Source organism: Vibrio sp. 10N.222.49.C9, from assembly GCF_041474985.1.
Taxonomy (GTDB): Bacteria; Pseudomonadota; Gammaproteobacteria; order Enterobacterales; family Vibrionaceae; genus Vibrio; species Vibrio crassostreae_C.
In genome coordinates this window covers 75326-88212 of record NZ_JBFRVD010000026.1, presented here as the reverse complement: position 1 = coordinate 88212, position 12887 = coordinate 75326, and the positions used below count along the sequence as shown (strand labels likewise).

Sequence of the window (12887 nt, the reverse complement as noted above, 5' to 3'; positions counted from 1 at the left end):
AGTAGAAGCGAATCATCGCTTAAAGCTAGTTGCCTTACTAACATTTCTCGCTGAAGCCTTGTGGCGTCTGCCGTGTCAGTGAGGCGGCATTATAGAGATGCCGCTCATATTGGCAAGCAATAAATGCGTTTTTTATTAAAAAAAGAGGTTAAGCGAAGACATTTCAACCAAGGGCTTATTTATACCACTTTCCCCCCCAAGTTTCGAACAAATTACCCACAACGACCTGTGGATAACTACTCTCCACTATCAAAAAAGTAAGATAAACGAGCCCTAGGGTTTAGATACTCTCGAACTTGTTCAGGTAATTTGCTTGGATGAACGGCATTAACGATTTTGATCTCTTTAATAAAGAGGTCAATGATCGGAGCTTGGGTTCTTGGCACGCTAGGATCATAGATAAGTACATTTGGATAAAGCATATGTTTAGCGTTAACGGATATCACAATCCCAATCGAGTCATTTGAAAGCTGTACTACAGTTCCTGGTGGATAGACTCCCATGAACTTAACTAACAGCCCCAAGTTATCTTGGCTATATAGATGCTTGCAGCTCTTATATAGGTGGGACAGTGCCAAATACGGGATCATTTGTTGAGATTGCGTTTTACCATGGCAAAGGTTATCAAATGCATTAGCCACGGCGACTATCTTGGCAAATTCATCAATCTCATGTTCTTTTAAGCCCTCGGGGTAGCCAGAACCATCATTCATCTCATGATGTTGAGCGATCACCTTTTTAGCACTTTCAGGAAAGTCATCAATTGCCGATACAATATCCGCACCGTATTTAGTATGAAGCTTCAGGTAGTTCTCTTCTGGCACCGTTAGTGCACTCTGCTTTCTTAGTATCGCGACTGGTATTTTGATCTTGCCTACATCGTGAAACAACGCTGCGAATGAGAGGTCTTTCAATTGCTGTGTGTTATAGCCTTTGGCCTTTCCTATCATCAGTGCAACAACCGAAACATTTAGAGTATGAAAGTAAATATCTTCGAAATCTGCTTTAGCATTCATAAGGTGCAAGGTGACGTTATCATCGCTCACTAGAGTTTCAACGATATCATCAACAAGAGCCTTAACCTCCCCTACCGCATCTAAAGGTCTGTTACGGATCTTGGTCATCACAGATCGCATTCGAGCAAGCGAACGTTCAAACTCTCTCTCACAATGACTCACCCTGCGGCGGTAAGAGCTAAGGGTTTCGATACGCTCATGCTTATCTTTCCACATTCTTTCCGTTTCAAGGCTTACCTGTGAATCAATATCGACTTCTTGTTCACCTACGTGATTAACAGGTAAAGGTGAGGTATCACTTTGACTCAGGTTTATATAGACGTGCTTAATCCCAAGATGTCGAATTACTTTTACTTGAGCGTCATCTTTGATTTTAAAGCTGTTGAATAAAAATGGGTGTTCATTCCATTTTACGGGGAGTCGTATATGCAGACCGGGCTGAATGCGATCTACGGTAATCTTTATGCTGCCCATTTTTATATATAATATTGATGATTAATCTCTATTTATAATTCTAATAAAACCAAGCAGCAATTTCACTATCCAATTTCACAGGCTCAACTTAAAGAGTCGCAGTGCACCATCCAGCGTATACCGAATTTATCTTCTACTTTGCCAAATCGAGCCCCCCAAAAAGTATCTGCGAGTGGAGTCATTATCCGCCCTCCCTTCTTGAGCTTTTCAAAGATTTGTTCTTGAGTCGCGCTATCTTCAGTCACAAGAGAGAGAGCGAGATTGTTGCCTTCAAGTTCTTTTGCCTTAACACCATCAGACATCATCAGCTTCATACCAAACGCTTCGAACTCAGCATGCATAACCCAATCAGGTTGAGCGCCCTCGATTACCTGTGGTGCATCACTAAAAAGCTGCTTAGATAAAACCACACCACCAAAGCACTTGTGATAAAAATCCAACGCTTCATTACAACGACCATCAAAAAACAAGTAAGGGGTTACTGTCAGCATATCTATCTCCTCTGTTAGTCCTTTAAACATAGACAATAGAAAAGAGAATGACAGGTAACATCATGATTTAAGATAATTAATTCATTATCAGATCGAATAGCGAAGGGAAATTATGAGATTTAGGAGTGAAACATCAAGATCTGTCTGATTGAAGAGCAACTGCAACGACACGCCGGATTTCAAATTCACATACGTCCAAAACATAGAAAGGTCGCTATAAAAGCGACCTTTCTATGTTTGGTACCGATAGGCGGACTGATTGGACAGGCATTCTTGCCGCCACCGTGAAGGCAATGCTTCCTATACCCCACAACAAAGCCCCGATTTTCATCTAGGCTTTGTCATTTAAATATGGTGCCGGTAGGTGACTTGACTGGGCTTGCATCCAAGCCGACACGCTGGATTTAAAATTCACAAACGCCCAAAGCGACCTTTCTATGTTTGGTACCGGTAGGCGGACTGATTGGACAGGCATTCCTGCCGCCACCGCGAAGGCAACGCTTCCTATATCCCAGATACAACAAAGCCCCGACTTTCGTCGAGGCTTTGTCATTTAAATATGGTACCGGTAGGCGGACTTGAACCGCCACGCCCGAAGGCAACGGATTTTGAATCCGTCGTGTATACCAATTTCACCATACCGGCATTATCTTGGGGCATTGCCCTTTCGATGTTTGGCATTATACGTATGCGAACTGATGTGGCAAGTATAAAAACTTGAATTCATGTGTGTTTGCCGATAATTTCGCCACTAAGTCATAAGCTGTGCGTCATGTCTCTTTTCAGGCTAAGCCTTAAACTATATTCTGACGCCTCAATTTTTAAAGAAGTAATAACACATGACATCAACAAACACTCTGCCACCAGCAGGAGTCATGCGCCGATTTGGTGCCTTGTTCTACGACGCTCTGATCGTAATCGCTATTGAAATGTTGGCGGCTGGCGTCATTGTCGCTCTACTGCACGCGCTCATGGCTCTCGGCATTTTTAACCACAGCGGTTATGCCGATGTTAGTGACTTCTTAACCAACCATCCGATTTGGAGCCCTGCATATACCTTTTACTTAGTCGCCGTTTGGGTATATTTCTTCGTGTTCTTCTGGACTAGAGCTGGTCAAACTCTCGGCATGAGAGCTTGGAAGCTGCGCGTTCAAAACAAAGATGGCTCAGCGCTCACAGTAACTCAGGCGCTGATTCGTTTAGGTACTTCAGGTTTTGGACTGGCAAACCTATGTGTTCCATTCGATCCTGAAAAACGTGGCTTTCACGATATCTGGGCAAAGACCGAAGTCGTTGTGTTACCACAAGCACGATAATGTGATTTAAGTTAGCTCCAATCAAGATCAAAAAAGGAAGGCGTTATGCCTTCCTTTTTACTATTTACAGTTTCCGCCTCAAGAGCATGATGGCAATTCCAAGGAACACCACGCTCGGGGCTATTGCGCCAAAGGCGGGTGGTATTTGATAAACCAAACTCACTGGGCCAAAGAACTCACTGGATATATAGAAGGTAAAGCCAGCAATAACACCTGACAAAATCCTCGCACCCATGGTCACACTACGCAAAGGACCAAAGATAAACGACAGTGCCATCAACATCATAACCGCGATCGAAATTGGCTGGGTTATCTTTCTCCACAGCGCCAATTCATAGCGTGATGCATCTTGCTCTGACGCCTTCAGATAAGAAACATAATCATACAACCCACTTAGCGATAGCTCTTCTGGTTTAACCGTTACTATCGCCAACTTATCTGGAGCTAATGACGTTTCCCAAGAGTAAGTCGGTAAACTTTCTTTAGTAATTTGAAGTTCGTTTTCAAAAGACGTGATCTCTACATCCTTCATCGTCCACACGTTGTCTCCAACGTAATCAACTTCGTCAGAATAAATAGCGGTTTTAAGTGCCTTGTTTTCATCAAAGCGCCACATGTTCATTCCATATAGCTTCTGGTCATCGATTTTGACAATGAAGATGAAGTCATTGGCATCACGAGCCCAGACACCACTTTGCGTCGAAATAATATTACCACCAGCAATCGAGATAGTTCTTAAATCACGAGCCATTTTCTGCGCTTGCGGTGCTCCCCATTGACCAAGCAATGTCACCACGATCATCAGTGGAATAGCTGTTTTAAGTACTGATAGGCCGATATCTAACTTAGAGAAACCAGCTGCCTGCATAACGACAAGCTCAGAACTTGCAGCAAGCATACCAAGCCCTATCAATGCGCCAAGCAATGCAGCCATTGGAAAGAACATTTCGATATCACGAGGGATACTCAATAAAACGAAATACAGCGCTTGTAATAGATCGTATGTACCACGGCCAACTTTTCTTAGCTGTTCTACATATTTGATGATCCCAGAGAGACCAACAAACGTCACCAATACCAGTGACGTCGTTGCGATGATGGTTCTGCCTATATATAAATCGAGAATCTTAAACACGGCTTAAGCCAACCTCTTATTCTTGAATTTTTCTTTCAAACGCCTTACTGGCACGCTATCCATAAAGTTGGCACCAATCGCGACAAATAACAATAACGCATTGATTGGCCACATGCCGATTACCGCAGGAATGCTCCCCTCTTCGATTGAAGACTTGGTTGCACTGATTGCTAAGAAATAGGTGAGATAAATCAGTATTGCTGGGCCGATTTTCGCAAAACGACCTTGTCGAGGGTTTACCGCAGACAGTGGCACGACAAGCATGGTCAACAATGGAATACAAAGTACCAAAGAAATACGCCACTGCAACTCTGCTTTCGCACTATTATTTGAGTTACCAATCAGTTCAAGCGTAGGGATCGCTTCCCAGTCTCGACCTTTCTTCTCAACTTCACGCTGACCAATCAGGCCTTCGTATTCTTCAAAGTGCGTCACCCTGTAGTCGAGGCGAGTCGGAATGCCTTCATGACGAGTACCATCGTACATTACGATCACTTGGCGACCATCACTGAGCTCTTTTACATCACCTGACTTCGAGAACATCACACTTGGCAGTACAGAATCACGCGGACGCATTTGAGCTACGAACACGTTTTCTAACTTATTACCGTCGATATCATCAATAAACACGACAGAAGAGCCATCCGGCGTACCTTCAAACTTACCTTTTGGTAGCAAATCAACGCTGTTCTCTGCAGCTACTTCTTCATACATTTGTTCAACTTTGTCTTGTGACCAAGGAGATAACCAAAATGAGTTAAAGGCTGCAACAGATGCCGTAATTAAAGCGAGGTAAAGCGCAGATTGGATCAGGAATTTATTACCGATACCGGTGGCGTTCATGACCACTATTTCACTTTCAGCGTAAAGGCGGCCAAAAGTAAGCAAAATACCAATATAGATACTGAGTGGAAGCATCAATAGGCCCATCGCTGGCATATTTAAGCCAACAATCGACAATATAAGACTCGCAGGGATATCACCATCAGAGGCATCCGCTAAAACACTGATGAATTTTTGGCTGAGAAACACGAGAAAGAGAACAAAAAAGATCGCAAATTGGCTCTTGATTGTCTCGCGGATCAAATATCTAACAATAATCACGCTCAAATTACCTATACAAAACTTGTTTTTTTGATTGAATCACTATAATTTCCCGTTGAACCTTTTATTTTTTTAAATTTTTAGCTAAGTGTTAGCGTTCTTCTTTAAGGTTAGTTCCATTATAGGATCCAACAAGTAAGAACCCATTATCTAACATTTAGTTCGATTTGTCTTCAGGATGTAGGAGTACGCATGGAGTTCAGTGTAAAAAGTGGCAGCCCAGAGAAACAGCGCAGCGCATGTATCGTTGTCGGTGTATTCGAACCGCGCCGCCTTTCTCCAGTAGCCGAGCAATTAGATAAGATTAGCGATGGCTACATTAGTTCACTGCTTCGTCGCGGTGATCTAGAGGGTAAACCTGGCCAGATGCTACTACTGCATCAAGTACCTGGTGTACTTTCAGAACGTGTTCTACTGGTAGGCTGTGGTAAAGAACGTGAGCTAGGCGAGCGTCAATACAAAGAAATTATCCAAAAAACCATCAGTACACTAAACGAAACAGGTTCTATGGAAGCTGTATGTTTCCTTACAGAACTTCACGTTAAAGGTCGCGACACTTATTGGAAAGTTCGCCAAGCGGTAGAAGCGACTAAAGATGGTCTTTACACATTTGACCAATTCAAGAGCAACAAGCCAGAGACTCGTCGCCCACTACGTAAATTGGTATTCAATGTACCAACACGTCGCGAATTGAGCCTGGGTGAGAAAGCAATCTCTCACGGCCTTGCTATTGCTTCAGGTGTAAAAGCGTCTAAAGATCTAGGCAACATGCCACCAAACATCGCAAACCCTGCTTACCTTGCTTCTCAAGCTCGTCGTTTAGCCGACGATTACGAGACAGTGAAGACTAAGATCATTGGCGAAGAAGAGATGGAAAAACTGGGTATGACATCATACCTAGCAGTTGGCCGTGGCTCTAAAAATGAATCGATGATGTCTATCATGGAATACAAAGGCGCTCCGGATCCAGATGCGAAGCCGATTGTATTAGTAGGTAAAGGCCTTACGTTCGATTCAGGCGGCATCTCACTTAAGCCTGGTGAAGGCATGGATGAGATGAAGTACGACATGTGTGGTGCGGCGTCTGTATTCGGTACAATGAAAGCACTGGCTAAGCTGAACCTGCCTATTAACGTGGTTGGTATCCTAGCCGGTTGTGAAAACATGCCGGGCAGCAATGCTTACCGTCCAGGTGATATCCTAACGACAATGTCAGGCCAAACGGTTGAAGTACTCAACACTGATGCTGAAGGTCGCTTGGTTCTATGTGATGCTCTAACTTACGTTGAGCGTTTTGAACCTGACTGTGTTGTCGATGTTGCTACGCTAACTGGCGCATGTGTTATCGCTCTAGGTCACCACATCAGTGGCGTTCTATCGAACCACAACCCACTTTCTCACGAACTTGTTAATGCTTCAGAGCAAGCAAGTGACCGTGCATGGCGTCTACCAATGGCAGACGAGTACCATGAGCAGCTAAACAGCCCATTCGCTGATATGGCGAACATCGGTGGCCGTCCTGGCGGCACAATCACTGCTGGTTGTTTCCTGTCTAAATTCACTAAGAAGTACCACTGGGCACACATCGACAGTGCTGGTACAGCTTGGAAGTCAGGCGCAGCGAAAGGCTCGACAGGTCGTCCTGTCTCAATGCTAGTCCAATTCTTATTGAACCGCAGCGGCCAAGAGACTGAAGAGCAATCTTCAAAATAATAAAAAGGGCCTACGGGCCCTTTTTTAATAAGCGCTATTTGTTAGACCCTGTTAACCAAGTAACATTGATATCCACGATTTTCAGTTCGAGTATTAAGTATGCAGACTGCTACATTTTACATTGTGCCTTCAGACAGCCCGCAAGCCAGCGAAGATGGTTTTGCTCACTATGTGCTGTTTCTTGCTCAGCACTTTGCAAAACAAGGCGCTAAACTTTATCTCAACTGTAATGACAAAGAGCATGCCGAGCGTATTGCTGAAGTTTTCTGGCAAGTCGAACCCTGTGATTTTATTGCGCACAACTTGGTTGGCGAAGGCCCGAAGTATTCAACCAACATCGAAATTGGCTATCAAGGCGTAAAACATAATTGGAATCGTCAGCTAGTAATTAATCTGGCCGATAATCATACAACCTTTGCGAACGCCTTTGCTCAGGTGATAGACTTCGTCCCTTGCGAAGAAAAAGCTAAGCAACTCGCTCGAGAAAGGTATAAAATTTACCGTCAAGCTAGATATCAGCTACAAACTATCGAGATTCAACATCCATAGTCAAACCTCATAGTTAAAGCTATCTTTGGATTTAGATTCAAGAAGCTTCACTTATGAAGTTTGACCACGATTAACCATTCACAGTATCCGTTTAAGAGCACTATGGAAAAGACATACAACCCAACATCAATCGAACAAGCTCTGTATAAGACTTGGGAAGAGAAAGGCTACTTTAAGCCACACGGTGACACATCAAAAGAAGCTTACAGCATCATGATCCCGCCACCGAACGTCACTGGCAGCCTACACATGGGTCACGCGTTCCAAGATACGATCATGGATACGCTTATCCGTGCTCAACGTATGAAAGGCAAAAACACGCTTTGGCAAGTGGGTACTGACCACGCTGGTATCGCAACTCAAATGGTTGTTGAGCGTAAGATTGCTGCCGAAGAAGGCAAAACAAAACACGACTACGGCCGTGAAGCTTTCATCGACAAGATCTGGGAATGGAAAGGCGAATCAGGTGGCACGATCACTCAACAACTTCGTCGTCTTGGTGCATCTGTAGATTGGGATCGTGAACGATTCACTATGGATGACGGCCTATCGGCTGCGACTCAAGAAGTGTTTGTTCGTCTATACGAAGAAGACCTAATCTACCGTGGTAAACGTCTAGTAAACTGGGATCCTAAACTGCACACTGCAATCTCGGATCTTGAAGTTGAAAACAAAGACAAAAAAGGTTTCATGTGGCACTTCCGCTACCCGCTAGCGAACGGTGTTAAAACGGCAGATGGTAAAGACTACATCGTTGTTGCGACTACTCGTCCTGAAACCATGCTTGGCGATACTGGTGTTGCTGTTAACCCAGAAGATCCTCGTTACAAAGATCTTATCGGCAAAGAAATCCTACTTCCTGTTGTAAACCGTCTTATCCCTATCGTAGGCGATGAGCACGCAGACATGGAAAAAGGCACGGGTTGTGTGAAGATCACTCCAGCTCATGACTTTAACGATTACGAAGTGGGTAAGCGCAACAACCTACCGATGATCAACATCCTAACGTTCAATGCTGATATCCGTGATGCTGCTGAAGTCTTCACGACTAACGGCGAAGAAAGCGATGTTTACTCAACAGGTATCCCTGCTAAGTACCAAGGTATGGAGCGTTTTGCTGCACGTAAAGCTATCGTTGCTGAATTCGATGAGCTTGGTCTTCTTGAAGAGATCAAAGATCACGACCTGACTGTCCCTTACGGCGACCGTGGTGGCGTGGTTATCGAACCAATGCTGACTGACCAATGGTACGTGCGCACAGCACCTCTTGCAGAACCTGCAGTTAAAGCGGTTGAAGATGGTCAAATCCAATTCGTACCTAAGCAGTACGAAAACATGTACTTCGCGTGGATGCGTGACGTGCAAGACTGGTGTATCTCTCGTCAACTTTGGTGGGGCCACCGTATCCCAGCATGGTACGACAACGATGGTAAAGTTTACGTAGGTCGCACTGAAGAAGAAGTTCGTGAAAAGAACAACCTAGCGCCTGTTGTTGTGCTTAAGCAAGACGACGACGTACTGGATACTTGGTTCTCTTCTGCACTTTGGACGTTCGGCACACAAGGCTGGCCTGAAGATACTGAAGCACTGAAAACATTCCACCCATCTGAAGTACTAGTATCTGGTTTTGATATTATCTTCTTCTGGGTTGCTCGTATGATCATGATGACCATGCACTTCGTGAAAGACGAAGATGGCAAGGCTCAAGTACCTTTCAAAACTGTTTACATGACAGGTCTTATCCGTGATGAAAACGGCGATAAGATGTCTAAGTCGAAAGGTAACGTACTTGACCCAATCGACATGATTGACGGCATCGGCCTTGAAGAGCTAGTAGAGAAGCGTTGTGGCAACATGATGCAACCTAAACTGGCTGCTAAGATCGAAAAGAACACACGTAAAACATTCGAAAACGGTATCGAACCCTACGGTACTGACGCACTGCGTTTCACTCTTGCTGCTATGGCTTCAACTGGCCGTGACATCAACTGGGACATGAAGCGTCTTGAAGGTTACCGTAACTTCTGTAACAAGCTATGGAACGCAAGCCGTTACGTACTAATGAACACAGAAGAGCACGACTGTGGCATGTCACTGTCTGTAGAAGACCGTGCCAACATGAAATTCTCTCTAGCAGACAAGTGGATTGAGTCTCAGTTTGAAGTTGCTGCGAAAGAGTTTAACGCTCACCTAGACAACTACCGTCTAGACATGGCAGCAAACACACTTTACGAATTCATCTGGAACCAATTCTGTGACTGGTACTTAGAGCTAACTAAACCTGTTCTTTGGAAAGGTACTGAAGCTCAACAACAAGCGACTCGTTTCACGCTTATCACGGTTCTTGAGAAGACTCTGCGTCTTGCTCACCCTGTTCTTCCTTACATCACTGAATCTATCTGGCAGAGCGTTAAGCCGCTAGTAGACGGCGTTGAAGGCGAGACAATCATGACTCAAGCGCTTCCTCAGTTTAATGAAGCTAACTTCAATGCTGAGATCGTTGACGACATCGAATGGGTTAAGACTTTCATCACTGCTATCCGTAACCTACGTGCGGAATACGACATTGCACCAAGCCAAGGCTTAGAAGTAATGATCAAGGTTGCTGATGAGAAAGATGCCGCTCGTATCGAAGCGAACAAGATCGTTCTTACTTCTCTAGCTAAGCTAGACGATATTAAAGTTCTAGCTGATGGTGAAGAGACTCCTGCTTGTGCAACTAAACTGGTTGGCAAATCTGAGTTGATGATCCCAATGGCGGGTCTTATCGACAAAGATGCAGAGCTTGCTCGTCTAGATAAAGAAGTCGCTAAGACTCACGGCGAGATTAAACGTATCGAAGGTAAGCTAGGTAACGAAGGTTTCGTTGCTAAAGCACCAGAAGCAGTTATCGCGAAAGAGCGTGAAAAGCTTGAAGGCTACAAGGAAACTCTTGTTAAGCTTGAAGAGCAAAAAGCGACAATCGCTGCGCTTTAAAACCGAGTGAACGAGAAGGCTTCAAACTTCTCGGTCTAAATAGAAAGGTTGGTCTTGGTGACCAGCCTTTTTTTATGTCCCTGATTCCAATATTCCAATGCTTCTCACTCTAGCCGCACTGATTGATAGGTTTCATCTATCAAATTAATCTCTACTTCCCATTATATTTAATGATAATAATTCTCAATAATAGACCTATCGAAACAACACAACGATTGAGTAATTATCATGAAAAAGACACTAACCTTTGCTGCATTACATTTTACTATCGCATTTAGTGTCGCTTATGTACTAACAGGCGACATCTTAATTGGTAGCTTAATCGCTATGATTGAGCCCTCTGTCAATACTGTTGCCTTCTATTTTCATGAAAAGGCGTGGGCTCAAGTTCCAGCGCTTAAAGCTCGTCAGTGGATGACCAAATTAAAAACAGCAAGCTTTGCTAGCATCCATTTTAGTGTTGCCTTTACCGTGGTCTACTTGTTGACTGGAGATGCTTTCATCGGCGGTGTGATGGCCTTGCTAGAGCCAACTTTAAATACCGTTGCTTACTACTTCCACGAGAAAGTCTGGTTACGTAAATCAGGCGACCAAATGGCACAACAACAATTCTGTTTGCACCAACATGCTTAGTCACCATATATTGGGTCACATATTAGTGACCCTTTCATAGGCAGATCATGGAACAAATTGCTGAGTTCACCCTTAGACCCATTACACCGCAAGACAACCCAAGCATCGCACAAATCATTCGCCAAGTTTCGGCTGAGCATGGACTCACAGAAGATAAAGGTTATGGCGTGGCCGATCCAACACTCGATGATATGTACTCTGTCTATAGCCAAGCGAATGCAATGTACTGGGTTATCGAACACAACGGAAAGATCGTCGGAGGCGGTGGCTTTGCCCCTCTAGCAGGTAAACCCAATGTGTGTGAGCTACAAAAGATGTACTTCTTACCGCAAACTCGAGGGCATGGCCTAGCCAAGCGAATTGTCGCTTTGAGCTTAAAGCAAGCCAAGCAACTTGGGTATCAACACATGTATTTAGAAACGACGAAGTGCTTGGGTGCTGCGGTCAAACTCTATGAGAAGCTTGGGTTTGAGCATCTTGAGTCAGCTTGGGGAGAAACAGGCCACGACGCTTGTGAGGTTGTCATGGCCAAGTCGTTATAAGCAGAATGCGCCGCTATAGCGAAAGAAGATAACGCTAAAATATACGGAGTTAACGTAGAAAGTTACTGACGCAAGAAGTTGGGTTCAAGGCAACAAAAGAACTCTCTTCTTGCCCATCAAGTACCACTTCTAATGGGTATAGATACTTGGGGTTAGGATTCTCAATATCAAAAATGATAGGAGCTTCGACCTGGAAAACGACGCCAGTATGTTCAGCGCGTACATCAATCGGCATCACGAGAGTCATACCATTAAACTTGATGGATGCCGATACTAACCCCGCCTTTAGCGTTTGATAGATAACATCCACTTTAAACTCACAGCCACCACCGTGGTGCCAGATCTGCTCTGTGACAACTTGCTCTAGCTTGACGTTTCGAACGAACTGCAGGTATGGCGCTTGCCAAACCCCCATGCGTGAATCAGATTTAGCGATAGCCTGTGAAGATACAGAGTCATCCATGTCTTCTTCAAGCAATAGGCTCTCCTCTTCTTCAAGGAAAAGGATCTCGAAACGGTTTCGGCCGGACTGCATATAAGGACGGATATCTTTACGGTATTCAGCTTGGCTACCATCACAATCAAAAACAGCCACACCATTAAGTCGAACTTCAGCAAAATAATCGACTCCAGCCATCACTAACTCAACAAATGGACACGCTAACATAGCGTCATCCACTTCGATGTCGTGCATCAGGTGCCACTCTTGCTCTGCAATTTGACTTTCACTCAAGCTATCAGGGAGCTTTGAGCTTAACGGAGCCGGAAAGGTGATGTCATCTTGTGGGATAGAGAGATCCGTCAGTGGCGAAATTTGCCAAAGACCATCGAGAAGCAACCGCATATCATTCCTTGAGCTAGATCAATTTTGACCGCATTATAATGAATGAATGCATATAAAGACATTTATTTTTCTGAGGGTAAAAAAATGCCAGCTC

General features: G+C 44.3%; 11 protein-coding genes and 1 tRNA gene. 6 read left to right on the top strand and 6 right to left on the bottom strand.

The genetic code is table 11. The annotated features are described in order from the left end of the window. Positions 1 to 236: 236 nt before the first annotated feature. The 3 genes from AB4585_RS12420 to AB4585_RS12410 form a co-directional block, all read right to left on the bottom strand. Positions 237 to 1490 carry an HD-GYP domain-containing protein gene (locus AB4585_RS12420; RefSeq protein WP_017063746.1) on the bottom strand — a complete coding sequence of 418 codons (1254 nt, stop codon included), beginning with the start codon at positions 1488 to 1490 and terminating at the stop codon, positions 237 to 239. 83 nt (positions 1491 to 1573) lie between these two features. Then, positions 1574 to 1981 carry a VOC family protein gene (locus AB4585_RS12415; protein ID WP_017058940.1) on the bottom strand — a complete coding sequence of 136 codons (408 nt, stop codon included), beginning with the start codon at positions 1979 to 1981 and terminating at the stop codon, positions 1574 to 1576. 560 nt (positions 1982 to 2541) lie between these two features. Beyond that, positions 2542 to 2626: transfer RNA gene (locus tag AB4585_RS12410), tRNA-Leu, on the bottom strand. Between the two features lie 194 nt (positions 2627 to 2820). On the opposite strand from AB4585_RS12410, the gene AB4585_RS12405 reads away from it, so the two are divergent. Beyond that, positions 2821 to 3297, top strand: coding sequence for an RDD family protein (locus AB4585_RS12405; RefSeq protein ID WP_102394274.1), 477 nt, complete (start codon positions 2821 to 2823; stop codon positions 3295 to 3297). Between the two features lie 64 nt (positions 3298 to 3361). On the opposite strand, the gene lptG is transcribed toward AB4585_RS12405, so the two are convergent. Both lptG and lptF read right to left on the bottom strand, forming a co-directional pair. Continuing rightward, a complete protein-coding gene (gene lptG, locus AB4585_RS12400) occupies positions 3362 to 4432 on the bottom strand; it encodes an LPS export ABC transporter permease LptG (RefSeq protein ID WP_017058938.1) in 1071 nt (356 codons plus the stop codon). Between the two features lie 3 nt (positions 4433 to 4435). Next, a complete protein-coding gene (lptF, locus tag AB4585_RS12395) occupies positions 4436 to 5536 on the bottom strand; it encodes an LPS export ABC transporter permease LptF (RefSeq protein WP_017058937.1) in 1101 nt (366 codons plus the stop codon). Between the two features lie 192 nt (positions 5537 to 5728). Between lptF and pepA the strand changes: the two genes are divergently transcribed. From pepA to AB4585_RS12370, 5 genes are all read left to right on the top strand, one after another. Beyond that, positions 5729 to 7249, top strand: coding sequence for a leucyl aminopeptidase (gene pepA, locus AB4585_RS12390; RefSeq protein WP_017058936.1), 1521 nt, complete (start codon positions 5729 to 5731; stop codon positions 7247 to 7249). A gap of 99 nt (positions 7250 to 7348) precedes the next feature. Beyond that, on the top strand, positions 7349 to 7798 hold the full coding sequence (locus AB4585_RS12385) for a DNA polymerase III subunit chi (RefSeq protein WP_017066664.1): 450 nt from the start codon (positions 7349 to 7351) through the stop codon (positions 7796 to 7798). A gap of 102 nt (positions 7799 to 7900) precedes the next feature. Then, on the top strand, positions 7901 to 10774 hold the full coding sequence (locus AB4585_RS12380; protein ID WP_372169918.1) for a valine--tRNA ligase: 2874 nt from the start codon (positions 7901 to 7903) through the stop codon (positions 10772 to 10774). Between the two features lie 228 nt (positions 10775 to 11002). Further along, positions 11003 to 11407 carry a DUF2061 domain-containing protein gene (locus tag AB4585_RS12375; protein WP_102320268.1) on the top strand — a complete coding sequence of 135 codons (405 nt, stop codon included), beginning with the start codon at positions 11003 to 11005 and terminating at the stop codon, positions 11405 to 11407. A gap of 47 nt (positions 11408 to 11454) precedes the next feature. Continuing rightward, positions 11455 to 11949, top strand: coding sequence for a GNAT family N-acetyltransferase (locus AB4585_RS12370; protein ID WP_017066666.1), 495 nt, complete (start codon positions 11455 to 11457; stop codon positions 11947 to 11949). Between the two features lie 49 nt (positions 11950 to 11998). Here the strand turns inward: AB4585_RS12370 and AB4585_RS12365 are convergent, their stop codons facing one another. Continuing rightward, positions 11999 to 12793: a glycosyl hydrolase 2 galactose-binding domain-containing protein gene (locus tag AB4585_RS12365; RefSeq protein WP_372155190.1), complete on the bottom strand. Its 795-nt coding sequence runs from the start codon at positions 12791 to 12793 to the stop codon at positions 11999 to 12001. Between the last annotated feature and the right edge of the window lie 94 nt (positions 12794 to 12887).

Bases quoted from the DNA above. Each gene is read 5' to 3' on its own strand.
- AB4585_RS12365 (WP_372155190.1), bottom strand. From the start codon at position 12,793: ATGCGGTTGCTTCTCGATGGTCTTTGGCAAATTTCGCCACTGACGGAT.
- AB4585_RS12375 (WP_102320268.1), top strand. From the start codon at position 11,003: ATGAAAAAGACACTAACCTTTGCTGCATTACATTTTACTATCGCATTT.
- AB4585_RS12420 (WP_017063746.1), bottom strand. From the start codon at position 1,490: ATGGGCAGCATAAAGATTACCGTAGATCGCATTCAGCCCGGTCTGCAT.
- AB4585_RS12380 (WP_372169918.1), top strand. From the start codon at position 7,901: ATGGAAAAGACATACAACCCAACATCAATCGAACAAGCTCTGTATAAG.
- AB4585_RS12385 (WP_017066664.1), top strand. From the start codon at position 7,349: ATGCAGACTGCTACATTTTACATTGTGCCTTCAGACAGCCCGCAAGCC.
- AB4585_RS12370 (WP_017066666.1), top strand. From the start codon at position 11,455: ATGGAACAAATTGCTGAGTTCACCCTTAGACCCATTACACCGCAAGAC.
- AB4585_RS12405 (WP_102394274.1), top strand. From the start codon at position 2,821: ATGACATCAACAAACACTCTGCCACCAGCAGGAGTCATGCGCCGATTT.
- AB4585_RS12415 (WP_017058940.1), bottom strand. From the start codon at position 1,981: ATGCTGACAGTAACCCCTTACTTGTTTTTTGATGGTCGTTGTAATGAA.
- pepA (WP_017058936.1), top strand. From the start codon at position 5,729: ATGGAGTTCAGTGTAAAAAGTGGCAGCCCAGAGAAACAGCGCAGCGCA.